This window comes from Acidovorax sacchari (assembly GCF_042847045.1).
GTDB classification, from domain to species: Bacteria; Pseudomonadota; Gammaproteobacteria; order Burkholderiales; family Burkholderiaceae_C; genus Paracidovorax; species Paracidovorax sacchari.
In genome coordinates this window covers 2,296,851-2,319,992 of the sequence record NZ_AP035783.1, presented here as the reverse complement: position 1 = coordinate 2,319,992, position 23,142 = coordinate 2,296,851, and the positions used below count along the sequence as shown (strand labels likewise).

Below are 23,142 nucleotides of genomic sequence, written 5' to 3'. Positions count from 1 at the left end.
AGCCCCGGAGACCGGGGCTTTCAGGGAAGGGAAACTGACCGAAATCAGTTGGCGCGGGTGCCAACCACTTCGATTTCCACGCGGCGGTTCTTCGCGCGGCCTTCCTTGGTCTTGTTGTCGGCGATAGGCTGCTTCTCGCCCTTGCCTTCGGTGTACACGCGGTTCTTCTCGATGCCCTTGGACACGAGGTAGGCCTTCACGGCTTCGGCGCGGCGCACGGACAGCTTCTGGTTGTAGGCATCGGTACCGATGGAGTCGGTGTGACCCACGGCGATGATGACTTCCAGGTTCACGTTCTTGACCTTGGAGACCAGGTCGTCCAGCTTGGCCTTGCCTTCGGGCTTCAGCACGGACTTGTCGAAGTCGAAGAAAGCGTCGGCGGCGTAGGTCACCTTGTTGGCCACGGGGGCTGCAGGTGCGGGGGTGGGTGCAGCGGGAGCGGCAGGTGCCGGAGCAGCGGCAGGAGCCGGTGCCGGAGCCTGGGCCACCAGGGCGCCGTCGCAGCCTGCTGCGGCGGTGGCGGGCGTCCAGTTGGCATCGCGCCAGCACAGTTCGTTCGTGCCGTTCTTCCACACCAGCTCGCCGGTGCCGTTTTGCCAGTTGTCGATCACCTTGCCGCCGTCAGCGGCCTTGACTTGGGCACCAGCCGAGGTAGCCAGCACGGCAGAGGCCAACAACATCGCCACTTTGTTCAGTTTCTTCATGGTTCTCCTCTTGGGGAAAAAGCCGCAGCCGCGCTGCGAATATGGACGTCGTCAGTGACCATCACCAAAAACGCTGAATTGATTGTGCCATACGTAACAAGGCAAAGTGACCGCCCCCCAACCCTCAACCGTAGGACAAAAGCGCTTTACCCCCCGATCTGTTGCGCACTTGCGACAAGGCGTTGCGCCTAGAATGTCCGACCTCCGCCGCCCTGATCCCGCATCCCCGATCCCATGACCCAGTTCGCCAAAGAAACCCTGCCCATCAGCCTCGAAGAGGAGATGCGGCGCAGTTATCTCGATTACGCGATGAGCGTGATCGTCGGCCGCGCGTTGCCGGATGCGCGGGATGGCCTCAAGCCGGTGCATCGCCGCGTCCTGTTCGCGATGCACGAACTCAATAACGACTGGAACCGCCCTTATAAGAAGTCGGCCCGTATCGTCGGGGACGTCATCGGCAAGTACCACCCCCACGGCGACAGCGCCGTGTACGACACGATCGTGCGGATGGCGCAGGACTTCTCGCTGCGGCACATGCTGGTGGACGGCCAGGGCAACTTCGGCTCCGTGGACGGCGACGGTGCGGCCGCCATGCGGTACACGGAAATCCGCCTGTCGAAGATCGCCCACGAGATGCTGGCCGACATCGACAAGGAAACCGTCGATTTCGGACCCAACTACGACGGCAGCGAGAAGGAGCCGCTGGTACTGCCCAGCAAGCTGCCCAACCTGCTCGTGAACGGCTCGGCCGGCATCGCGGTGGGCATGGCGACGAACATTCCGCCGCACAACCTCAACGAGGTGGTGGATGCCTGCCTGCACGTGCTGCGCCACCCGGATGCCACGGTGGACGAGATCATGGAGATCATCCCCGCGCCGGACTTTCCCACCGCGGGCATCATCTACGGCATCAACGGCGTGAAGGAAGGCTACCGCACCGGCCGCGGCAAGGTGGTCATGCGCGCGCGCTGCCACTTCGAGGACATCGACCGCGGCCAGCGCCAGGCCATCATCGTCGACGAGCTGCCCTACCAGGTAAACAAGAAGACGCTGCAGGAGCGCATGGCCGAATTGGTGCACGAGAAGAAGATCGAGGGCATCAGCCACATCCAGGACGAGTCCGACAAGTCGGGCATGCGCCTGGTGATCGAGCTCAAGCGCGGCGAAGTGCCCGAGGTGGTGCTGAACAACCTCTACAAGCAGACGCAGCTGCAGGACACCTTCGGCATCAACATGGTGGCGCTGGTGGACGGCCAGCCGCGCCTGTGCAACCTGCGGGACCTGATCGTCGTGTTCCTGCAGCACCGCCGCGAGGTGGTCACGCGGCGCACGGTGTTCGAACTGCGCAAGGCCCGGGAGCGCGGCCACGTGCTGGAAGGCCTGGCCGTGGCGCTGGCCAACATCGACGAGTTCATCCGCATCATCCGCGAATCGCCCACGCCGCCGATCGCCAAGACCGAGCTCATGAACCGTGCCTGGGACAGCCAGCTGGTGCGCGAGATGCTCACGCGCACCCGCGCGGACGGCGGCGTCGTGAACGCCGACGACTATCGCCCCGAGGGCCTGGAGCGCGAATACGGCATGGGCCAGGACGGCCTGTACCGGCTCTCCGAAACGCAGGCCCAGGAAATCCTGCAGATGCGCCTGCAGCGCCTGACGGGCCTGGAGCAGGACAAGATCGTCGCCGAGTACAAGGACATCATGGCGGTCATCGAGGACCTGCTGGACATCCTGGCCAAGCCCGAGCGCGTCTCGGTCATCATCGGCGACGAGCTCACCGCGATCAAGCAGGAGTTCGGCCAGCACAAGCTCGGCATGCGCCGCACCCTGGTCGAGCACAGCGCGCAGGACCTCTCCACCGAGGACCTCATCACGCCCACCGACATGGTGGTGACCCTCTCGCACACCGGCTACATCAAAAGCCAGCCGCTGTCCGAGTACCGCGCGCAGAAGCGCGGCGGGCGCGGCAAGCAGGCCACGGCGACCAAGGAAGACGACTGGATCGACCAGCTCTTCATCGCCAACACGCACGACTACATCCTGTGCTTCTCCAACCGCGGCCGGCTGTACTGGCTCAAGGTCTGGGAAGTGCCGGCGGGCTCGCGCGGCTCGCGCGGCCGGCCGATCGTGAACATGTTCCCCCTGCAGGAGGGCGAGAAGATCAACGTGGTACTGCCGCTGACCGGCGACATGCGCACCTTCCCCGCCGATCGCTTCGTCTTCATGGCGACCAGCATGGGCACGGTGAAGAAGACGGCGCTGGACGAGTTCAGCAACCCGCGCAAGGGCGGCATCATCGCGGTGAACCTGGACGACGGCGACTACCTCATCGGGGCAGCGCTCACCGACGGCCAGCACGACGTGATGCTCTTCTCCGACGGCGGCAAGGCCGTGCGCTTCGACGAGAACGACGTGCGGCCGCTGGGCCGCGCGGCGCGCGGCGTGCGCGGCATGATGCTGGAGGACGGCCAGAGCGTGATCGCCATGCTGGTGGCGGAGGACGAGACGCAGAGCGTGCTCACCGCCACCGAGAACGGCTACGGCAAGCGCACCAGCATCGTCGAATACACCCGCCACGGACGCGGGACCAAGGGGATGATCGCCATCCAGCAGAGCGAGCGCAACGGCAAGGTCGTCGCCGCCACCCTGGTCCATGCGGAAGACGAGATCATGCTGATCACCGACAAGGGCGTGCTGGTGCGCACGCGCGTGGCGGAGATCCGCGAGCTGGGCCGCGCGACGCAGGGCGTGACGCTGATCGCGCTGGACGAAGGCGCGAAGCTGAGCGGGCTGCAGCGCATCGTCGAGAACGACGCGAACCCGCCGGCCGCGGACGACGACGCGCCCCCTTCCGCCGCACCGGACGCGGACGGATCCGCGACCGAATGACGGTACGGCGCGCCCGCGAAAGCGCAGGTGCGCCGGGATGCTTCCTCCACCGGCCAGCCGTACGGAACGGCATGGCCCCTGACTGCTTGAACCGATGAACCGCCCGTACAACTTTTCCGCCGGCCCCGCCGCCATTCCTGCCGAAGTCCTCCAGCAGGCCGCTTCCGAAATGCTGGACTGGCATGGCAGCGGCATGGGCGTGATGGAGATGAGCCACCGGGGCAAGGAGTTCATCTCGATCTATGAGCAGGCCGAGGCGGACCTGCGCGAATTGCTCGCCGTTCCGCAGAATTTCAGGATCCTGTTCATGCAGGGCGGCGGCCTGGCCGAGAACGCGATCGTGCCGCTGAACCTTTCGCGCGCCGCGACGGTGGACATGGTGGTGACGGGCAGCTGGAGCCAGAAGTCGCTCAAGGAAGCGCGCAAGTACGCCTCCGAGGTCCACGTGGCGGCATCGGCGGAAGACAGCGGTTTCACCACCCTGCCCGACCCGGCGAGCTGGCAGCTGAGCCGCGGCGCGAGCTACCTGCACCTGTGCAGCAACGAGACGATCCATGGCATCGAGTTCCACGAACTGCCGGACCTGCGCGCACTGGGCAGCGATGCGCCGCTGGTGATCGACTTCTCGTCGCACGTGGCCTCGCGCCCGGTGGACTGGTCGCGCGTGGGCCTGGCGTTCGGCGGGGCGCAGAAGAACCTCGGCCCCGCCGGCCTCACGCTGGTGGTGGTGCGCGAGGACCTGCTGGGCCACGCGCTGCCGGCCTGCCCGAGCGCCTTCGACTACAAGGTGGTTGCGGATAACCAGTCGATGTTCAACACCCCTCCCACCTGGGGCATCTACATCGCAGGCCTGACCTTCCAGTGGCTCAAGCGCCAGCGCGAGGGCGAGCTCTCCGGCATCGCGGCCATGGAGCAGCGCAACATCGCCAAGGCCCGCCTGCTCTACAACTTCATCGACCAGTCGCAGTTCTACGTGAACAAGGTGTCGCCGAACGCGCGGTCGCGCATGAACATCCCCTTCTTCCTGCGCGACGAAACGCGCAACGAGGCCTTCCTGGCAGGTGCCAGGGAGCGGGGTCTGCTGCAGCTCAAGGGCCACAAGTCGGTGGGCGGCATGCGTGCGAGCCTCTACAACGCCATGCCGCTGGCCGGTGTGGAGGCGCTCGTCGCCTACATGCAAGAATTCGAACAGCGCAGCGCCTGAAACGGCGCGGCGCGCCCTATCGCCCGCTGCCCGCAGCCCGACCGATCCATGTCCCAATCCCCACAAGCGTCCCCCGATCTCGCCAGCCTGCGGGTGCAGATCGACAACATCGACCAGCAGCTCCTGACCCTCCTGAACCAGCGCGCGCTGGTGGCCGAGCGCGTCGGCGAGGTCAAGAAGCGCGAAGGCTCGCCCTTCTTCCGGCCCGACCGCGTCGCGCAGGTGATCGAGAAGATCCAGACCGCCAACCCGGGCCCGCTCAAGGGCGCCCATGTGGCGGCGATCTGGCGCGAGATCATGTCCGCCTGCCTGGCCCTGGAGTCGCCCCAGCGCGTGGCGGTGCTGGGCCCCGCCGGCACGTTCTGCGAGCAGGCGGCCGTGGAGTTCTTCGGCGGTGCCGCCGACCTCATGTACTGCGCCAACTTCGACGAGGTGTTCCATGCCACGGCGGCAGGCAGCGCCCAGTATGGCGTGGTGGGCGTTGAGAACTCGGTGGAAGGCGTGGTCACGCGCTCGCTCGACCTGTTCCTGCACACGCCCTGCCACGTGGTGGGCGAGGTGAGCCTGCTGGTGCGCCACAACCTGCTGCGCCTGTCCAATTCGCTGGAGGGCATCGAGGCGGTGCTGGCCCACCCCCAGGCGCTGGCGCAATGCCAGGCCTGGCTGTCGAAGCACCTGCCGCACGCAGAGCGCCGTCCGGTGTCCAGCAACGCCGAGGGCGCGCGGCTGGCGGCGGGGAATCCGGCCTGGGCAGGCATCGCGAGCGAGCGAGCCGGCGCGCAGTTCGGCCTGCACCTGGTGTCGCACGCCATCCAGGACGATGCCTACAACCGCACCCGCTTCGCCATCATCTGCCTGCCGCACACGCTGCAGACGCCGCCGGCCTCCGGCAAGGATTGCACCAGCCTCGTGGTGTCAGTGCCCAACCGCCCCGGTGCGGTGCACGACCTGCTGGTGCCGCTCAAGACGCACGGCGTTTCCATGACCCGCTTCGAGTCGCGCCCCGCGCGCACGGGCCAGTGGGAATACTACTTCTACATCGACCTCGACGGCCACCCCAGCCAGCCCCACGTGGCCAGCGCCCTGGAGGAGTTGCGCTCGCTCTGCGCGTTCTACAAGGTGCTCGGCGCCTATCCGGTGGCGCCGTGACGGAAGCAGGCACTCCGGTTTTCGAGCAGCTCGGCCTGCTGGGCTGCGGGCTGATGGGCGGATCGTTCGCGCTGGCGATGAAGAAGGCCGGGCTCGTCAAGCGCGTGGTCGGCTACAGCAAGTCGCCCTCCACCACCGACCGGGCGCGCCAGCTCGGGGTGATCGACGTCGAGGCCCCCTCCGCCCTGCTCGCGGTCGCGGGCGCGGACATCGTGCTGCTGGCCGTGCCGGTGGCGGCGACGGAATCCACGCTCAAGGCGATCAAGCACCTGGTCACTCCCCGGATGCTGGTCATGGACGTGGGCTCGACCAAGGCCGATGTGGTGCAGGCGGCGCGCGGCGCCCTGCGCGACCAGTTCGGCTCCTTCGTGCCGGCCCATCCAATCACCGGCAGCGAATCCTCCGGCGTCGAGCACGCGCAGGCGGACCTCTACGCGGGGCGGCAGGTGATCCTCACGCCGACCGAGCGCACGCTCACCGACCAGCTCGGCAAGGCCGAGGCCGTGTGGAGCGCCCTGGGCTGCCGCGTGCGCAGCATGTCGCCGGAGTCGCACGACGCGGCCTTCGCCGCCGTGAGCCATCTGCCGCACCTGCTCGCGTTCGCGATGATCAACAGCATCAACGCGCAGTCCGAGGGGGATGTGTTCCTCTCGCTCGCCGGTCCGGGTTTCCGGGATTTCACGCGGATCGCGGCCAGCGATCCGAAGATCTGGCGCGACATCCTGCTGGCCAACCGCACCGAACTGCTCGCCCAGTCGCGGCACTTCGCGCAGGCGCTCCAGCAGCTGGAGCAGGCGATGCAGCAGGGCGACGGCCAGGCACTCGAAGACCTCATCACGCTGGCCAGCGAAACCCGCGCCCACTGGCGCATGGGCGCCCGCCGCGCCTCCTAGATTCCCGCAGCCGATGTACAGCACCGCGTTTCTCGATCTCCCCCCCCTGGACACCGCCGGAGGTGCCGTACGGCTGCCGGGCTCCAAGAGCATTTCCAACCGGGTCCTGCTGCTGGCTGCCCTGAGCGAGGGGACAACGGAAGTCCACGACCTGCTGGCTTCCGACGACACGCGCGTGATGCTGGATGCGCTGCGGGAGATCGGCTGCGGCGTCGATGAAAGCGCCGCCGCACAGGGCACGGTGCGCATCACCGGCCTGGGCACGGCCCCGGCGCGCTCGCCCGCGAAGCTCTTCCTCGGCAACGCGGGCACGGCCATGCGGCCGCTGACGGCGGCGCTGGCCCTGCTGGGCGGCGAGTTCGAGCTCTCCGGCGTTCCGCGCATGCACGAGCGCCCGATCGGCGACCTCGTGGAGGCCCTGCTGCAGCTCGGCTGCCACATCAGCTACCTGGGCAATCCCGGCTTCCCGCCGCTGCGCATCGCGCATGCGGGCGGCGTCCCGCCGCTGGCGCTGGACGCTCCCGTGCGGGTGCGCGGCGACGTGTCCAGCCAGTTCCTCACCGCCCTGCTGATGGCCCTGCCCCTGGTGGCACGCGAGAAGGACGTGGTGATCGAGGTGGTGGGCGAACTGATATCGCGCCCCTACATCCACATCACGCTGCAGCTGCTGGAGCGTTTCGGCATCCCGGTGCGGCACGACGACTGGCAGCGCTTCACCATACCGGCCGGAAGCCGCTACCGCTCCCCGGGCACCATCCATGTCGAGGCCGACGCCTCCTCGGCCAGCTATTTCATCGCCCTGGGTGCCCTGGCGGCCCCGGCGCCCGGCCAGGAACCGCTGCGCATCCTCGGCGTGGGCCTGGATTCGATCCAGGGGGACATCCGCTTCGCCGAGGCGGCCCATGCCATGGGCGCGGAGGTCACGGGCGGCCCGAACTGGCTCGAAGTGCGCCGCGGCGCCTGGCCGCTGCGGGCGGTCGATCTCGACTGCAACCACATTCCCGATGCGGCCATGACACTGGCCGTGATGGCGCTGTATGCGCAGGGCACGACCACGCTGCGCAACATCGCGAGCTGGCGCGTCAAGGAAACGGATCGCATCGCGGCCATGGCGCAGGGATGCCGGCGCCTGGGCGCCACCGTCGAGGAAGGCCCGGACTTCCTGCGCATCACCCCGCCGGCCTCGCCGGCCGGCTGGCATGCGGCGAGCATCCACACCTACGACGACCACCGCATTGCGATGTGCTTTTCGCTGGCGGCGTTCAACCCGGCGAAGCTGCCGGTGCGCATCGAGGATCCGAAGTGCGTGGCCAAGACCTTCCCGGACTATTTCGAGGCCCTCTTCTCGGTTGCGGGAACACCCGTGGAGCACGTTCCCGTGATCTGCATCGACGGCCCGACGGCATCGGGCAAGGGCACGGTGGCGGCAGCGGTGGCGCAGCGGCTGGGCTACCGCTTCCTGGACTCGGGCGCGATGTACCGCATCACGGCGCTGGCGGCGCTGCGTGCCGGGCTGTCCATCGACGCGGCCCACCAGGACCGGATCGCGGCCCTGGCACGCACCCTGCCGGTACGGTTCGAGTCCGGCCGCATCTGGCTGGGCGGGGACGACGTGACGGATGCCATCCGCACCGAGGAGGCCGGCATGAACGCTTCCCGCGTCTCGGCCCTGCCGCCGGTGCGCGAGGCCCTGGTGGCGCTGCAGCACAGCTTCCGGCGCCTGCCGGGACTGGTCGCGGACGGCCGCGACATGGGCACCGTGATCTTCCCGGGCGCGGCGTTGAAGGTCTATCTCACGGCCAGTGCGGCCTGCCGGGCGGAGCGGCGCCATAAACAGTTGATTTCAAAGGGAATTTCCGCTAATATCGATGATCTTCGCGCAGATCTCGAGGCGCGCGACGTCCGGGACAGCACCCGGCCGGTCGCGCCCCTGAAGCCTGCGCAGGATGCGCTGGTGCTGGACAACTCCCTGCTCTCGGTCGAAGAGGCCGTCGAGCAGGTGCTTGCCTGGTGGCAGCAGCGACAGCCCTTCGCGCACCCCGCGCAGGGCTGAACCGGGCCCGCAAGGCCTCCTACCGCGCCTGCAGCGCACGGCCTTGCGATGTGTTCAACCCAACCGTGGCCACCCGCCACACAACCTTCCGCAGGCAACGATAGAAACGCCGGCAATGGTGCCGGCGGAAACGCGCCCGCGGACCTAGGAAATACATGTCTGAATCTTTTGCCGCCCTTTTTGAAGAATCCCTGCAGCGCACCGAAATGCGCCCGGGCGAAGTCATCACCGCCGAAGTCGTGCGCGTCGAGCACAACTTCGTCGTGGTGAACGCAGGCCTCAAGTCCGAAGCCTACGTGCCCCTCGAGGAATTCAAGAACGACAAGGGCGAGGTCGAAGTCCAGGTGGGAGATTTCGTCTCCGTCGCCATCGGCTCGATCGAGAACGGTTACGGCGACACGATCCTGTCGCGCGACACCGCCAAGCGCCTGGCCTCCTGGCTGGCGCTGGAAAAGGCCCTGGAATCCGGCGAGTTCGTCACCGGCACGACCAGCGGCAAGGTCAAGGGCGGCCTCACCGTCCTGGTCAACGGCATCCGCGCCTTCCTGCCCGGTTCGCTGATCGATACGCGTCCGATCAAGGATCTGACGCCGTACGAGAACAAGACCATGGAATTCAAGGTCATCAAGCTCGACCGCAAGCGCAACAACGTGGTGCTGAGCCGCCGCGCCGTGGTGGAAGCCTCCATGGGCGAAGAGCGCGCCAAGCTGATGGAAACCCTGAAGGAAGGCTCCATCGTTCAGGGCGTGGTCAAGAACATCACCGAATACGGTGCGTTCGTGGACCTGGGCGGCATCGACGGCCTGCTGCACATCACCGACATGGCATGGCGCCGTGTCCGCCACCCCTCCGAGGTGGTGCAGGCCGGCCAGGAAATCACCGCCAAGATCCTCAAGTTCGACACCGAGAAGAACCGCGTCTCCCTGGGCCTGAAGCAGATGGGCGACGATCCCTGGCTGGGCGTGTCGCGCCGCTACCCCTCGGGCACGCGCCTGTTCGGCAAGGTCACGAACATCGCCGACTACGGTGCGTTCGTGGAACTCGAGCCCGGCATCGAAGGCCTGGTGCACGTTTCCGAAATGGACTGGACGAACAAGAACATCGCTCCGTCCAAGCTCGTGTCGCTGGGTGACGAAGTCGAAGTCATGGTCCTCGAGATCGACGAAGACAAGCGCCGCATCAGCCTGGGCATGAAGCAGTGCAAGGCCAACCCGTGGCAGGAGTTCGCGCAGAACACCAAGCGCGGCGACCGCGTCAAGGGCCCGATCAAGTCGATCACCGACTTCGGCGTGTTCGTGGGCCTGGCTGCCGGCATCGACGGCCTGGTGCACCTGTCCGACCTGTCCTGGAACGAGCCCGGCGAAGCCGCCGTGCGCAACTACAAGAAGGGCCAGGAAGTCGAGGCGATCGTGCTGGCCGTGGACGTGGACCGCGAGCGCATCTCCCTGGGCATCAAGCAGCTCGACGGCGACCCGTTCACGACCTTCGTGACGGTGAACGACAAGGGCCAGACGGTGACCGGCAAGGTCAAGACCGTCGACGCCCGTGGCGCCGAGATCGACCTGGGCGAAGACATCGTGGGCTACCTGCGCGCTTCGGAAATCTCCCGCGACCGCGTGGAAGATGCCCGCAACGTGCTGAAGGAAGGCGACGAAGTCACGGCCGTGGTGGTGAACGTGGATCGCAAGACCCGCAACATCCAGCTGTCGATCAAGGCCAAGGACATGGCCGACGAGCAAGGCGCCATGGCATCCCTGTCGCAGCAATCGGCCCGCGAAAGCGCCGGCACGACCAGCCTGGGCGCCCTGCTGCGCGCCAAGCTGGACAACTCCGACAAATAATCGGAACCTGAGCCCGCAAGGCTGAGAAAGGCCGTGCCTGCACGGCCGCAAGCGGCGGGCGCCTCGTGCGCCCGCCGCTTTTTTCCAAGTGCGCATTCCAGCCCCATGCCCTGCGCCGCGTGCAAACGCCGCCTCCGGCATGGACCACTTTGTTCGCCGATCCCTGGCGCCACAGACCGGACCCCATGACCCGATCAGACCTCGTCGAAGAACTTGCCGCCCGCTTCGGCCAGCTCACGCAACGCGATGCCGAAGCCGCCGTCAAGACCATCCTGGATGCAGTGGGCGATGCGCTGGTGCGCGGCCACCGCATCGAGGTGCGCGGGTTCGGCAGCTTTTCGGTCAACCGCCGCCCGCCGCGCATGGGACGCAATCCCCGCAGCGGCGAGGCCGTGCACATCCCCGAGAAGCGCGTTCCGCATTTCAAGCCGGGCAAGGCCCTGCGCGAAGCCGTGGACCGCCGCACCGCCGAGATGGGCATCGGCGCCGCGGCCGACCCGTCCGATGCCGCCTGACGAGCGCGCCTACCATCCCCGGCGCACGCGCGGGGGGCGGGCCTGACCGTAGAATCCTCCCACCATCGAGGAGACGCATGGCATGAAGTATTTACTGTGGCTGCTCAAGGCAGCCATTTTTTTCACCCTCTTCGCCTTCGCGCTGAACAACCAGCAGGACGCGACGGTGCATTTCTTCTTCGGCACGCGCTGGACCGCGCCGCTGGTGCTGGTGGTGCTGTCCGCCTTCGCCCTGGGTGTCGCCGTCGGCGTGCTGGGCATGGTGCCCCGCTGGTGGAAGCACCTGCGTGCCGCGCGCCGCGCCGAGGCCGCACTGCCGCCCTCGCCCGCTTCCGCGCCTGCGTCCGCCCCCTCGGCAGGCAGTGCCGCTCCCGTGACCGATCTGCAGCAGCAGCCGCCCATCCATGGAATTTGACCTGAGCTGGCTCCTGCTGGGGCTCCCGCTGGCGTTCGTGCTGGGCTGGCTCGCGTCCCGCTTCGACCTGCGCCAGCTGCGCCAGGAGAACCGCCGGGCGCCCAAGGCCTACTTCAAGGGGCTGAACTACCTGCTCAACGAGCAGCAGGACCAGGCGATCGACGCGTTCATCGAGGCGGTACAGAACGACCCGGACACGTCGGAACTGCATTTCGCGCTCGGCAATCTCTTTCGCCGGCGCGGTGAATACAACCGCGCGGTGCGCGTGCACGAGCACCTGCTGTCCCGCGGCGACCTGGGCCGGGCCGATCGCGAACGCGCCCAGCACGCACTCGCGCTGGACTTCCTCAAGGCCGGCCTGCTGGACCGTGCCGAAGATGCGCTGCAGCGGCTGGAAGGCACGCCCTTCGAGGGGCAGGCCCGCATGGCGTTGCTGGCCATCTACGAACGTTCGCGGGACTGGCCGCAGGCCACGGCGATCGCGCGCAAGATGCATGGCTCCCACCAGGGTGATTTCAGCGCCCGCCAGGCCCACTATCTGTGCGAGCAGGCGCTGGCGCACGCCGCCCAGGGCGACCTGGATGCGGCGCAGGCGCAGTTCGAGGAAGCGCGGGCCGCCGCGCCGGATGCGCCGCGGCCGCGCATCGAACTCGCGCGGCTGCAGCAGCGCCGCGGCCACGCCGAAGCGGCCCTGGCCACGCTCCAGGAACTGGCGCGGCAGTCGCCCAGCGCGCTGCCGCTGGCCGCGCCGCTGCTGATCGAACTGGCGGCCGCGACCGGGCGCCAGGGCGACGTGCTGCATCTGCTGCAGGAGCACTATGCCCGCGCGCCCTCGCTGGACGTGCTCGATGCGATCGTGGCCATGGAAACGGCCGCGGGCGATCCCGCGCGACCGCCGCGCGACTGGTATGTGCGCCATCTGGACAAGGAGCCCTCGCTGGTCGCCGCCGCCAAGTGGCTGTCGCAGGAGAAGCTCGAACACGAGGACGTCCACCCCCAGGTGCAGCGGGCGCTCGACCAGGCCGCGAAGCCGCTCACGCGCTACCGCTGCGCGGCCTGCGGATTCGAGGCGCGGCAGCATTTCTGGCAATGCCCCGGCTGCCAGAGCTGGGACAGCTATCCGGCCCGGCGCGTCGAGGAGCTCTGAAAGCGTGTCCGCCGTCCAGGTCGCCCCCTTCGAGGGGTGCGCCGATTCACCGTAGCCTGCTCGGGTTTTCATAGCGGCGCGCGCGGACCTTACCCGTAGAATGGTCCGCACATGCCCCTGATCCTCCTCGTCCTCCTGCCATTCGTCGGCAGCGTGCTCGCGGCGCTGCTGCCCGCTAACGCGCGCAATGCCGAATCGACGCTCGCCGGCGCGGTGGCACTGTTCTGCGCGGTGCAGGCGGCGCTGTATTTTCCGGAGGTGGCGGCAGGCGGCGTGGTGCGGCAGGAGTTCGCCTGGCTGCCCTCGCTGGGCCTGAACCTCGTGCTGCGCATGGACGGGTTCGCCTGGATGTTCTGCATGCTTGTGCTGGGCATCGGTTCGCTGGTGGTGCTGTATGCGCGCTACTACATGTCGGCCGCCGATCCGGTGCCGCGGTTCTTCTCGTTCTTCCTGGCCTTCATGGGTGCCATGAGCGGCGTGGTGCTCTCGGGCAACCTGGTACAGCTGGTGTTCTTCTGGGAGCTGACCAGCCTCTTTTCCTTCCTGCTGATCGGCTACTGGCACCACCGCAAGGATGCGCGCAGCGGTGCGCGCATGGCGCTCACCGTCACGGGCACGGGCGGGCTGTGCCTGCTGGCGGGCGTGCTGGTTCTGGGACACATCGTGGGCAGCTACGATCTGGACCGGGTGCTGGCGGCAGGCGACCTGGTCCGGGGCCACCCCCTCTACCTGACCGCATTGGTACTGGTGCTGCTGGGTGCGCTGACCAAGAGCGCGCAGTTCCCCTTCCATTTCTGGCTGCCTCATGCCATGGCGGCGCCCACGCCCGTGTCGGCCTACCTGCATTCCGCCACCATGGTGAAGGCCGGCGTATTCCTGCTGGCGCGCACGTGGCCCGTGATGGGCGGCACCGAGCCGTGGTTCTGGATCGTGGGCGGTGCCGGATTGCTCACGCTGCTGGTGGGGGGCTATGCGGCCATGTTCCAGCATGACCTCAAGGGGCTGCTGGCCTATTCCACCATCTCGCACCTGGGGCTCATCACCCTGCTGCTGGGCCTCAACAGCCCGCTGGCGGCCGTGGCCGCCGTCTTCCACATCATGAACCACGCCACGTTCAAGGCGTCGCTGTTCATGGCAGCCGGAATCATCGACCACGAAAGCGGCACGCGCGACATCCGGCGCCTGTCGGGCCTGCGGCGCATGATGCCGGTCACCTCCACCCTGGCCACGGTGGCGAGCGCGGCGATGGCCGGCGTACCGCTGCTCAACGGCTTTCTCTCGAAGGAAATGTTCTTCGCCGAGACCGTGTTCCTCGAAGCCTCGCCGTTCGTGGCCACCGCGCTGCCCGTGGCGGCCACGATCGCCGGGGTGTTCAGCGTGGCCTACTCACTGCGCTTCACGGTGGACGTCTTCTGGGGCCCGAAGGCGCAGGACCTGCCCCGCGAACCGCACGAGCCGCCGCACTGGATGCGCGTGCCCGTCGAACTGCTGGTGCTGGCCTGCCTGGTGGTCGGCATCTTCCCGGCCTGGTCGGTGGGCCGCTACCTGGCGGCCGCGGCCCTGCCGGTGGTGGGCGGCGACCTGCCCGAGTACAGCCTCGCGATCTGGCATGGCTTCAATACGCCTTTCGTGATGAGCCTGGTCGCGCTCGCGGGCGGCGCCGCGCTCTATCTGCTGCTGCGCCGCCAGCGCGAGGCGGGCCGGATCGACGCCCCCCCGCTCATCTACCGCGTGAGCGGCAAGCGCATTTTCGAGGTGCTGCTCACGCTACTCACGCTGGCCGGCTACCGCGGCCGGCGCATGCTCGGCACGCCCCGGCTGCAGTGGCAGATGCTGTGGCTGGTCTGCGCGGCGCTGGTGGCGGGGGCATTGCCGCTGTGGTCCCGCGGCCTGCAGCTGGGCGACCGCGGCACGCTGCCGCTGTCGCCGGCCTTCGTGGCGGTCTGGATCGTCGGTTCGGTCTGCGCCGTGGCCGCGGCCTGGCAGGCGAAGTACCACCGGCTGGCCGCGCTCACGCTGCTGGGCGGCGCGGGGCTGTGCACCTGCATCACCTTCCTGTGGTTTTCCGCGCCCGACCTCGCGCTGACGCAGATCGTGGTGGAGGTCGTCACCACGGTGCTCGTGCTGCTGGGCCTGCGCTGGCTGCCGCGGCGGGACGAGCGGCTGCGGGAGGTGGCGCCCGCCGTCGGCCTGCCGAGGCTGCGCCGCGCGCGCGACCTGGTGATCTCGCTGCTGGCAGGCGGCGGGCTGGGCTGGCTGGCCTACGTAATGATGAGCCGGCCGTTCCCCGAGAGCACATCCACCTTCTTCCTGGAACGCGCGCAGTCCGAAGGCGGGGGGACCAACGTGGTGAACGTGATGCTGGTCGATTTCCGCGGCTTCGACACCTTCGGCGAGATCGTGGTGCTGGGCATCGTGGCACTCACGGTGTATGCGCTGCTGCGGCGCTTCCGCCCCGCGCGCGAGGCCATGGACCTGCCGGAGCAGCAGCGCAACATGCCTGCCGACCTGCAGACCGACCTGCTGAACCCGCGCCATGCGACCGACACCGCCGTGGGCTACCTGATGGTGCCGGCCGTACTGGTGCGGCTGCTGCTGCCGTTCACGCTGCTGGTCTCGTTCTACATGTTCATGCGCGGGCACAACCAGCCCGGCGGAGGCTTCGTGGCAGGCCTCGTGCTCTCCGTCGGCCTGCTGATGCAGTACATCATCTCGGGCACGCAGTGGGTCGAGGCCCACCTGTCCCTGTACCCGCGCCGCTGGATCGCCACCGGGCTGCTGTTCGCCCTGGGCACGGGCGCGGGCGCGCTCTTCTTCGGCTACCCCTTCCTCACCAGCCATACCGCCCACCTGCACCTGCCGGTGGTGGGCGAGATCCATGTGGCCAGCGCCCTCTTCTTCGACATCGGCGTGTTCTCGCTCGTGGTGGGCGCCACGCTGCTCATGCTGACGGCCATCGCCCACCAGTCGGTGCGCGGCCACCGCTACCACGCACGCCTCGCGGAAGAGCGCGAGGCGGAAGAATCGGCGCAGTCCGCGCAGGCAGCCCATGCCGCCGGGAGCAGGCTGCCGGTGGCGCTGGAGGGCGCCCGCGGCGGAGCCGCCGCCACGGCACCGGGAGGGAACCCCTGATGGAAATCGTTCTGGCCGTCGCGATCGGCGTGCTGACGGGCTCGGGCGTGTGGCTGGTGCTGCGCCCCCGTACCTACCAGGTCATCATGGGGCTGGCGCTGCTGTCGTATGCCGTGAACCTGTTCATCTTCAGCATGGGCCGGCTGGGCCTGGCCGTGGGCAAGGAGCCGGTGCTGGTCGAAGGCGTGCCGAAAGACCTGCTGCACTACGCGGATCCGATGCCGCAGGCGCTGGTACTGACGGCCATCGTGATCGGCTTCGCCATGACGGCGCTGTTCCTGGTGGTGCTGCTCGCCTCGCGCGGCATGTCGGGCACCGACCACGTGGACGGATCGAACTCGCGCGACGTGCAGGAGATGCCATGACCGGCGCGCCCATCGCCCCCCGCCGCCGCGTGGAACACCGCTGCACCGCAGCCAGGAGCTGCCGGTGAACGCGGCCGTGCAGGCACAGTTCTCGCACTGGATGTCGGCCGCGATGCCGCATCTGATGCTCGCTCCCATCATGCTGCCGCTGCTGACCGCGGCGCTGATGCTGCTGCTGCGCGAGGAGCGCCAGCGGCTCAAGCTGGGCATGAACCTGCTGTCCACGCTGGCCGGCCTGTGCATCGCGCTGGCGCTGCTCTTCTGGACCCATCTGGGGGGCAAGCCCGTCACGATGGGCGTGTACCTGCCGGGCAACTGGCCCGCGCCCTTCGGCATCGTGCTCGCGCTGGACCGGCTGTCGGCGCTCATGCTCGTGCTCACGGGCTTCGTCGCGCTGTGCTCCATCGTCTTCGCCGCGGCGCGCTGGCACCGTGCGGGCGTGCACTTCCACCCGCTGTTCCAGTTCCAGCTCATGGGACTGGCGGGCGCCTTCCTCACGGCGGACCTCTTCAACCTGTTCGTGTTCTTCGAGATCATGCTGGCGGCGTCGTACGGGCTGCTGCTGCACGGCTCCGGCCGCACGCGGGTGCAGGCGGGGTTGCACTACATCGCCATCAATCTCGCGGCGTCCTCGCTGTTCCTGATCGGCGTGTCGATGCTCTATGGCATCACGGGCACGCTCAACATGGCGGACCTCGCGCAGACCATCCCGCACGTGGCCGACGCCGACCGCGGCCTGCTGCACGCGGCCGCCGGCATCCTGGCCACGGCCTTCCTCATCAAGGCGGCGGTGTGGCCGCTGAACTTCTGGCTCGCACCGGCCTACAGCGCAGCGAGCGCGCCGGCCGGGGCGCTTTTCGCGCTGATGACGAAGGTGGGCGTCTACACCATCCTGCGCCTGTGGACGCTGATGTTCGGCGCCGAGGCCGGCCCGTCCGCGATGTTCGGCAGCCTGTGGCTGATCGGCGGAGGTCTCGTGACCATGGCGTTCGGCGCGATCGGCATGCTGGGATCGCAGCGCATCGGCGTGCTGGCCGGCTATGCCGCCATCCTGTCGTCGGGCACGCTGCTGGCGGCCGCGGGTTTCGGGCAGAACCTGCTCACGGCGGGCCTGCTCTTCTACCTGCCCAGCTCCACGCTGGCCATCAGCGCCCTCTTCCTGCTCACCGACCTGATCGACCGCTGGCGCAACGACGGCGCCACGCTCGCGCCCCACGAGCTGGACGACGATGCTCCGTTCCTCACCCCCGAACTGGTGCCCGCCCAGCGCCTGAACCTGGACGAACAGGAGATGGTGCTGGTCGGCCGTGTCATCCCGGCGGCGGCGGCCTTCCTGGGCCTGTCCTTCCTCGTGTGCACGCTGGTGATCGCAGGCCTTCCGCCGCTGTCGGGCTTCGTCGGCAAGTTCGCGATGCTCACGGCGCTGCTCAATCCCCTGGGGATCGGCACGTCGGCCGGCATGCGGGCCTCTTCGGTCGGCTGGTTGCTGTTCGGCATGCTGATCGCCACCGGCCTCATGGCACTGCTCGCACTCACCCGCACGGGCATGCGGCATTTCTGGACCACGCACGACCGCCCCGCCCCGCAACTGCGCGTGCTCGAAGGCATTCCGATCGCCCTGCTGCTGGCCTGCTGCGTGGGCCTGACGCTGCAGGCCGGCCGGGTCATGGACTTCACGCAGGCGACGGCGAACGCGTTGCATGCACCCGGAGGCTACATCGATGCGGTGATGTCGGCGCGGCCGAAGCCGGGGCCCGCCACGCCCGAAGGCACGGGCGCCACCGTAAGGAGGCTTCCCCCCGCGCCTGCGCTCGCGGGCCCTCCGGCGGCCGGCGCCGCGGCGCTACCCCTGGTCGAAACCAAGGCCATGCCATGATGAAGCGCCTCTTTCCCGCACCGCTGCTGTCTGCCGCGCTGGCCGGCATGTGGCTGCTGCTCAACCACTCGACGAGCGCGGGCCACCTGATCCTTGCGGCCATCGTCGGCGTGGCGATCCCGCTGCTCACGCGCGGCCTGCGTCCGGTGCCGGTGCGCGTGCGCCGTCCCGGCGCGATCCTTCGCCTGGCGCTGTCGGTGATGGTGGATACCTCGCTCTCCAACCTGAACGTGGTGCGCTTCCTCCTGTTCAAGTCGCAGCGCAAGCACCCCTCCGGCTTCGTGCAGATTCCCCTGGACCTGCGCGACGCGAACGGCCTGGCCGTGCTGGCGGTGATCGTCTGCATCACGCCCGGCACCTCATGGGCCGAGCTGTCCCTGGACCGCTCCGTGCTGATGCTGCACGTGCTGGAGCTCGACAGCCACGAGGCCGTGATCGGCCACATCAAGCAGCGCTACGAACGCCCCCTGATGGAGATCTTCGAATCATGACGATGACCACCAGCCCCGTGCTCTCCTGGGCCCTGCCCCTCGCGCTGGCCATGCTCGCGCTGGCGATCGTGTTCGCGCTCGTTCGCATCCTCAAGGGCCCCTCGGCGCAGGACCGGGTGCTGGCGCTGGACTGCATGTACCAGAGCGGCATGCTGGCGATGCTGGTGCTGGGCATCTATTACGGCAGCACCAACTATTTCGAGGCGGCGCTGCTCATCGCCCTGCTGGGGTTTGCCAGTTCCACGGCCATGGCGAAGTTCCTGCTGCGCGGCGAGGTGATCGAATGACGCAGGCGATCCCGCTCTGGGCCGAGATCGCCGTGGCCGCGCTCGTGCTCTTCGGGGCCGCCATCGCGATGCTGGGTTCACTCAGCCTGCTGCGGCTCAAGACCTATTTCGAGCGCGTGCATGCGCCTTCGATCATCGCCACCATCGGCTGCTGGTGCATCATGCACGGCACGCTGCTGTACTTCTCGGTCGCGGGCCACGGCCTGGCCCTGCATCCGCTGTTGATCGCGCTGTTCGTCGCGGTCACGGTGCCGGTGACCACCATCTTCCTCATGCGCGCCGCACTGTTCCGCGCCCGGCGCGCAGGCCGGGACGTGCCGCCCAGCCTCAGCCGCCGGACGGACGCCACCGCGTCCCAGCGCGACTCCTGACGGCCGCACGCAGCGGCCCGTGCAGGGCCCCGTGCGAGGCCGCTCACGCCTCGGCCGCCATCAGGTCGTGCCGCCGAACCCTCCGCCACCGGGCGTGAGGATCTCGAACACGTCGCCCGCCCGCATTTCCGCCTGGCCGATATGGTCCAGCGCCTCCACGCGGCCATCCGCCCGCACGACCCGGTTCACGCCCGGTTGCCCGGCCGCGCCCCCGGCCATGCCGAAGGCCCCGGCCTTGCGCCCGTTGGAAAGGATGCTGGCCGTCATCGGCTCCAGGAAGCGGATGCGGCGCACCCCGCCGTCGCCTCCGCGCCACCGTCCGGCGCCGCCCGAGCCGGGCCGCAGTGCGAAGCTCTCCAGCCGCACGGGAAAGCGGAACTCCAGCACTTCCGGATCGGTGAGCCGCGAATTGGTCATGTGGGTCTGTACCACGCTGGTTCCGTGAAAGCCCCCTGCCAACGCACCCGCGCCATCGAAGAGCCCGCCCGCACCGCTGCCTCCGGCAACGGTTTCGTAGTACTGGAACCGCTCGTCGCCGAAGGTGAAGTTGTTCATGGTGCACTGGCTGCCCGCCGATACGCCCAGGGCGCCCAGCAAGGCATTGGTGATGCATGTGGATGTCTCGACGTTGCCGGCCACCACCGCGGCCGGAGGCAGCGGGTTCAGCATGGAGCCCGGCGGGATGATGACCTGCAGCGGCTTGAGGCAGCCCGCGTTCAGGGGAATGTCGTCGTCCACCAGACAGCGGAAGACATACAGCACCGCGGCCATGCACACCGCGGTGGGCGCGTTGAAGTTGTTGGGCTGCTGCGGCGAAGTGCCGGTGAAGTCGATCACCGCACTGCGCTGCGCGGCATCGATGCGTATCGCGACCCGGATGCATGCGCCGTTGTCGAGGGCCAGCGTGTAGGCACCCTCGGGAACGCGCGCGGCCAGCCGGGCGATGGCCCGCCGCACGGACTCCTCCGCGTTGTCCTGAACGTGGCCCATGTAGGCCTGCACGACGGGCAGACCGAATTGCGCGACCATCCTGCGCAGTTCCTGCGCGCCCTTCTCGTTGGCGGCGATCTGCGCCTTCAGGTCGGCGAGGTTCTGCTGGGGGTTGCGGGCCGGGTACTCGCCGCCGGACAACAGGGCGAGCATCCCGGACTCGCGCAGCACGCCGTCCTCCACCAGCTTGACGTTGTCGATCTGCACGCCCTCTTCCTCGATGCGCGTGGAAAAGGGCGGCATCGAGCCCGGCGTGGCACCACCCACGTCCGCGTGGTGGCCCCGGCTGCCCACGTAGAAGGAGGGGCGGGCGGTTTCCGCATCCGCCCCCTCCTCCAGGTACACGGGCGTGATCACGGTGATGTCAGGCAGGTGCGTGCCGCCATGGTAGGGGTCGTTCAGCACGTACACGTCGCCGGGCCGCATGCGGCCGGCGTTGCGCGCGATCACCGTGCGGATGCTTTCGCCCATGCTGCCCAGGTGCACGGGCATGTGGGGCGCGTTGGCGATGAGCTGGCCTTCGGCATCGAACAGCGCGCAGGAGAAGTCCAGCCGCTCCTTGATGTTGACCGAATGGGCGGTGTTCTGCAGCTGCAGCCCCATCTGCTCGGCGATGTTCATGAACAGGTTGTTGAAGACCTCCAGCAGCACCGGGTCCACCGTCGTGCCGGCCGCATGGCGCTCCGCGCGGGGCAGGCGGCGCTCCAGCACGAGATGGTCCTGCGCGGTGAGGCGGGCTTCCCAGCCGGGCTCCACGACGGTCGTGGAGGTGCGCTCCGCGATGATGGCCGGGCCCTGCAGCACGTCACCCGGGCGCATGTCGTCGCGCACGACCAGCGCCGCCTCGTGCCAGCGAGTGTCGCCGTCCGCGCCCTCGGTATAGACGCGCACCGTGCTCCGGCGCGGCACCTCGCGTGGCGGATGGAGCGGGTGCAGGCTCTCGGCCGGCGCGTCGCCCGGCGCGATGGCCTCCACCGACACGGCCTCCACCACCATCGCCCGGCCCGCCATGAGGAAGGCGAAACGCTGCCGGTAGGCGGCCTCGAACGCGGCCCGGACTTCCGCAGGGCTGCCGAAGGGGACGGCCAGCGCGGTGTCGGATCCGGCATAGCGCACGTGCATCCTGCGCAGCACGCAGGCTGCTCCCGCCTGCGCCCCCGGCCCCTGGGCGTGCAATTCCTCCTGCGCGCGGCCAGCCAGCAACACCAGGGCCGCTTCCACTGCCGGCCACTGCTGCGGGTCCAGCGGTACTTCCAGCGCCTGCTCGCGGATCACGCTCTGGTCCGCCAGGCCCATGCCATAGGCCGACAGCACGCCGGCCAGCGGATGCACGAAGACGCGCTGCATGCCCAGCGCATCGGCCACCAGGCATGCATGCTGCCCTCCCGCCCCACCGAAACACTGCAGCGTGTATGCGGTGATGTCGTAGCCGCGCGCGACCGAGATCTTCTTGATGGCGTTGGCCATCTGCTGAACCGCGATCCGGATGAAGCCGTGTGCCACCTCCTCGGGCGGCCGCCCCGTACGGGCGGCCCACTCGCCGAAGCGCTCGCGCACCACGGCCGCATCGAGCGCTTCATTGCCGGCGGGCCCGAACACCTGCGGGAAGTGCGCGGGCTGGATCTTGCCCACCATGACGTTGGCATCGGTCACTGCCAGCGGGCCGCCGCGCCGGTAGCATGCCGGGCCCGGATGCGCGCCGGCGCTCTCGGGGCCCACGCGGAAGCGCGCGCCGTCGTAGTCCAGCAACGAGCCGCCTCCCGAGGCCACGGTATGGATGCCCATCATGGGTGCGCGCATGCGCACGCCGGCCACCTGCGTCTCGAACTCGCGCTCGAACTCTCCCGCGAAATGGCTCACGTCGGTGGATGTGCCCCCCATGTCGAACCCGATCACCCTGTCGAATCCGGCCGCCACGGCGGTGCGGGCCATGCCCACGATGCCGCCGGCAGGGCCCGAGAGGATCGCGTCCTTGCCCTGGAAGCGGCGCGCGTCGGAGAGTCCGCCGGACGACTGCATGAAATACAGGGGTACGCCCGGCATCTCGGCCGCGACCTGCTCCACGTAGCGCCGGAGGATGGGCGACAGGTAGGCGTCCACCACGGTGGTGTCGCCGCGGCTGACGAACTTCATCAGCGGGCTGGTGGCATGCGAGGTGCTCACCTGCGTGAAGCCGGCCTCGCGCGCCAGCCGTGCCGCCGCGGCCTCGTGCGCGGTGAAGCGCCAGCCGTGCATGAACACGATGGCCACGCTGCGCAGCCCCGCGTCATGCGCCGCCCAGAGGCGCTCGCGCAGGTGCGCTTCGTCCAGCTGCTGCTCGACCTCGCCCCGTGCACCCACGCGCTCCTGCGCCTCGATGACGCGTTCGTAGAGCAGCTCGGGCAGCACGATGTGCCGGTCGAACAGGCGCGGCCGGTGCTGGTAGGCGACGCGCAGCGCATCGCGGAAGCCGCGCGTGGTGACCAGCAGCGTGGGCTCGCCCTTGCGCTCCAGCAGCGCGTTGGTGGCCACCGTGGTGCCCATCTTCACGCACTCCACGCGGTCGGGCGTGACCGGCGCGCCGGGCGGCAGCCCCAGCAGGTGGCGGATGCCCGCCACGGCCGCATCGCGGTAGTGCTCCGGGTTCTCCGACAATAGCTTGTGCGTGGCCAGCGTGCCGTCGGGCCCGCGCCCGACGATGTCGGTGAAGGTGCCTCCGCGGTCCACCCAGAATTGCCAGCTGTTTCCTGCCATGGTGCTCCTCGTACAGATTCCGCCCGGCGGCACGTGCATTCGCGGCCTCCGGTTTCCATAATGTAGGTGCCCGCAGGGATCATGCCC

At 68.7% G+C, this 23,142-nt stretch carries 17 protein-coding genes; 15 read left to right on the top strand and 2 right to left on the bottom strand.

Annotation, left to right across the window (positions count from 1 at the left end; translation table 11 throughout):
- Window positions 1-44: 44 nt before the first annotated feature.
- Window positions 45-704, bottom strand: coding sequence for an outer membrane protein OmpA (ompA, locus tag ACGHC0_RS10570; RefSeq protein WP_013594407.1), 660 nt, complete (start codon window positions 702-704; stop codon window positions 45-47).
- A 234-nt stretch (window positions 705-938) separates the two neighbouring features.
- On the opposite strand from ompA, the gene gyrA reads away from it, so the two are divergent.
- The 15 genes from gyrA to ACGHC0_RS10495 all read left to right on the top strand — a co-directional run bounded on the left by gyrA (window position 939) and on the right by ACGHC0_RS10495 (window position 19,332).
- Window positions 939-3,593 (top strand): DNA gyrase subunit A, encoded by a 2,655-nt coding sequence (gene gyrA, locus ACGHC0_RS10565; protein ID WP_368355174.1) that lies wholly within the window; start codon window positions 939-941, stop codon window positions 3,591-3,593.
- Between the two features lie 94 nt (window positions 3,594-3,687).
- Window positions 3,688-4,797: a 3-phosphoserine/phosphohydroxythreonine transaminase gene (gene serC, locus ACGHC0_RS10560; RefSeq protein ID WP_415268173.1), complete on the top strand. Its 1,110-nt coding sequence runs from the start codon at window positions 3,688-3,690 to the stop codon at window positions 4,795-4,797.
- Window positions 4,798-4,845: 48 nt separating this feature from the next.
- Entirely contained in the window at window positions 4,846-5,946 is a 1,101-nt protein-coding gene (gene pheA / locus ACGHC0_RS10555) for a prephenate dehydratase (RefSeq protein ID WP_368355172.1), read from the top strand.
- The gene (locus tag ACGHC0_RS10550; protein ID WP_415268172.1) at window positions 5,943-6,839 is read left to right on the top strand and encodes a prephenate dehydrogenase; all 897 of its coding nucleotides are present in this window, start codon (window positions 5,943-5,945) and stop codon (window positions 6,837-6,839) included. Before pheA ends, ACGHC0_RS10550 begins: the two co-directional genes overlap by 4 nt.
- Before the next feature lie 13 nt (window positions 6,840-6,852).
- Window positions 6,853-8,892 (top strand): bifunctional 3-phosphoshikimate 1-carboxyvinyltransferase/cytidylate kinase, encoded by a 2,040-nt coding sequence (locus tag ACGHC0_RS10545; RefSeq protein ID WP_415268171.1) that lies wholly within the window; start codon window positions 6,853-6,855, stop codon window positions 8,890-8,892.
- Between the two features lie 155 nt (window positions 8,893-9,047).
- The gene (gene rpsA / locus ACGHC0_RS10540; protein ID WP_011796350.1) at window positions 9,048-10,733 is read left to right on the top strand and encodes a 30S ribosomal protein S1; all 1,686 of its coding nucleotides are present in this window, start codon (window positions 9,048-9,050) and stop codon (window positions 10,731-10,733) included.
- 185 nt (window positions 10,734-10,918) lie between these two features.
- Window positions 10,919-11,248 carry an integration host factor subunit beta gene (locus ACGHC0_RS10535; protein ID WP_368355170.1) on the top strand — a complete coding sequence of 110 codons (330 nt, stop codon included), beginning with the start codon at window positions 10,919-10,921 and terminating at the stop codon, window positions 11,246-11,248.
- 82 nt (window positions 11,249-11,330) lie between these two features.
- Window positions 11,331-11,663, top strand: coding sequence for a LapA family protein (locus tag ACGHC0_RS10530; RefSeq protein ID WP_368355169.1), 333 nt, complete (start codon window positions 11,331-11,333; stop codon window positions 11,661-11,663).
- A complete protein-coding gene (gene lapB, locus ACGHC0_RS10525; RefSeq protein WP_415268170.1) occupies window positions 11,653-12,810 on the top strand; it encodes a lipopolysaccharide assembly protein LapB in 1,158 nt (385 codons plus the stop codon). The genes ACGHC0_RS10530 and lapB overlap by 11 nt, the downstream gene beginning before the upstream one ends.
- A 111-nt stretch (window positions 12,811-12,921) precedes the next feature.
- On the top strand, window positions 12,922-15,942 hold the full coding sequence (locus tag ACGHC0_RS10520) for a monovalent cation/H+ antiporter subunit A (protein WP_415268169.1): 3,021 nt from the start codon (window positions 12,922-12,924) through the stop codon (window positions 15,940-15,942).
- Window positions 15,942-16,307, top strand: coding sequence for a Na+/H+ antiporter subunit C (locus ACGHC0_RS10515; protein ID WP_208908869.1), 366 nt, complete (start codon window positions 15,942-15,944; stop codon window positions 16,305-16,307). Before ACGHC0_RS10520 ends, ACGHC0_RS10515 begins: the two co-directional genes overlap by 1 nt.
- Window positions 16,308-16,419: 112 nt before the next feature.
- Window positions 16,420-18,183 (top strand): monovalent cation/H+ antiporter subunit D, encoded by a 1,764-nt coding sequence (locus ACGHC0_RS10510; protein WP_415268403.1) that lies wholly within the window; start codon window positions 16,420-16,422, stop codon window positions 18,181-18,183.
- Window positions 18,180-18,674 (top strand): Na+/H+ antiporter subunit E, encoded by a 495-nt coding sequence (locus ACGHC0_RS10505; protein WP_415268168.1) that lies wholly within the window; start codon window positions 18,180-18,182, stop codon window positions 18,672-18,674. Before ACGHC0_RS10510 ends, ACGHC0_RS10505 begins: the two co-directional genes overlap by 4 nt.
- Window positions 18,671-18,961, top strand: a complete 291-nt coding sequence (locus ACGHC0_RS10500; protein ID WP_107172222.1) for a K+/H+ antiporter subunit F — start codon at window positions 18,671-18,673, stop codon at window positions 18,959-18,961. Before ACGHC0_RS10505 ends, ACGHC0_RS10500 begins: the two co-directional genes overlap by 4 nt.
- Window positions 18,958-19,332, top strand: coding sequence for a monovalent cation/H(+) antiporter subunit G (locus tag ACGHC0_RS10495; protein WP_415268167.1), 375 nt, complete (start codon window positions 18,958-18,960; stop codon window positions 19,330-19,332). Before ACGHC0_RS10500 ends, ACGHC0_RS10495 begins: the two co-directional genes overlap by 4 nt.
- Window positions 19,333-19,392: 60 nt before the next feature.
- Here ACGHC0_RS10495 and ACGHC0_RS10490 read toward each other — a convergent pair whose 3' ends face one another.
- Window positions 19,393-23,055 (bottom strand): hydantoinase B/oxoprolinase family protein, encoded by a 3,663-nt coding sequence (locus ACGHC0_RS10490; protein WP_415268166.1) that lies wholly within the window; start codon window positions 23,053-23,055, stop codon window positions 19,393-19,395.
- Between the last annotated feature and the right edge of the window lie 87 nt (window positions 23,056-23,142).

What these genes read in the sequence shown, in the direction of transcription:
- ACGHC0_RS10535 (WP_368355170.1), top strand. Translation starts at nt 10,919, where the DNA reads ATGACCCGATCAGACCTCGTCGAAGAACTTGCCGCCCGCTTCGGCCAG.
- ACGHC0_RS10515 (WP_208908869.1), top strand. Translation starts at nt 15,942, where the DNA reads ATGGAAATCGTTCTGGCCGTCGCGATCGGCGTGCTGACGGGCTCGGGC.
- pheA (WP_368355172.1), top strand. Translation starts at nt 4,846, where the DNA reads ATGTCCCAATCCCCACAAGCGTCCCCCGATCTCGCCAGCCTGCGGGTG.
- ACGHC0_RS10500 (WP_107172222.1), top strand. Translation starts at nt 18,671, where the DNA reads ATGACGATGACCACCAGCCCCGTGCTCTCCTGGGCCCTGCCCCTCGCG.
- gyrA (WP_368355174.1), top strand. Translation starts at nt 939, where the DNA reads ATGACCCAGTTCGCCAAAGAAACCCTGCCCATCAGCCTCGAAGAGGAG.
- ACGHC0_RS10530 (WP_368355169.1), top strand. Translation starts at nt 11,331, where the DNA reads ATGAAGTATTTACTGTGGCTGCTCAAGGCAGCCATTTTTTTCACCCTC.
- ACGHC0_RS10510 (WP_415268403.1), top strand. Translation starts at nt 16,420, where the DNA reads ATGCCGCATCTGATGCTCGCTCCCATCATGCTGCCGCTGCTGACCGCG.
- ACGHC0_RS10505 (WP_415268168.1), top strand. Translation starts at nt 18,180, where the DNA reads ATGATGAAGCGCCTCTTTCCCGCACCGCTGCTGTCTGCCGCGCTGGCC.
- ACGHC0_RS10490 (WP_415268166.1), bottom strand. Translation starts at nt 23,055, where the DNA reads ATGGCAGGAAACAGCTGGCAATTCTGGGTGGACCGCGGAGGCACCTTC.
- lapB (WP_415268170.1), top strand. Translation starts at nt 11,653, where the DNA reads ATGGAATTTGACCTGAGCTGGCTCCTGCTGGGGCTCCCGCTGGCGTTC.
- ACGHC0_RS10545 (WP_415268171.1), top strand. Translation starts at nt 6,853, where the DNA reads ATGTACAGCACCGCGTTTCTCGATCTCCCCCCCCTGGACACCGCCGGA.
- rpsA (WP_011796350.1), top strand. Translation starts at nt 9,048, where the DNA reads ATGTCTGAATCTTTTGCCGCCCTTTTTGAAGAATCCCTGCAGCGCACC.
- serC (WP_415268173.1), top strand. Translation starts at nt 3,688, where the DNA reads ATGAACCGCCCGTACAACTTTTCCGCCGGCCCCGCCGCCATTCCTGCC.
- ompA (WP_013594407.1), bottom strand. Translation starts at nt 704, where the DNA reads ATGAAGAAACTGAACAAAGTGGCGATGTTGTTGGCCTCTGCCGTGCTG.
- ACGHC0_RS10495 (WP_415268167.1), top strand. Translation starts at nt 18,958, where the DNA reads ATGACGCAGGCGATCCCGCTCTGGGCCGAGATCGCCGTGGCCGCGCTC.
- ACGHC0_RS10520 (WP_415268169.1), top strand. Translation starts at nt 12,922, where the DNA reads ATGCCCCTGATCCTCCTCGTCCTCCTGCCATTCGTCGGCAGCGTGCTC.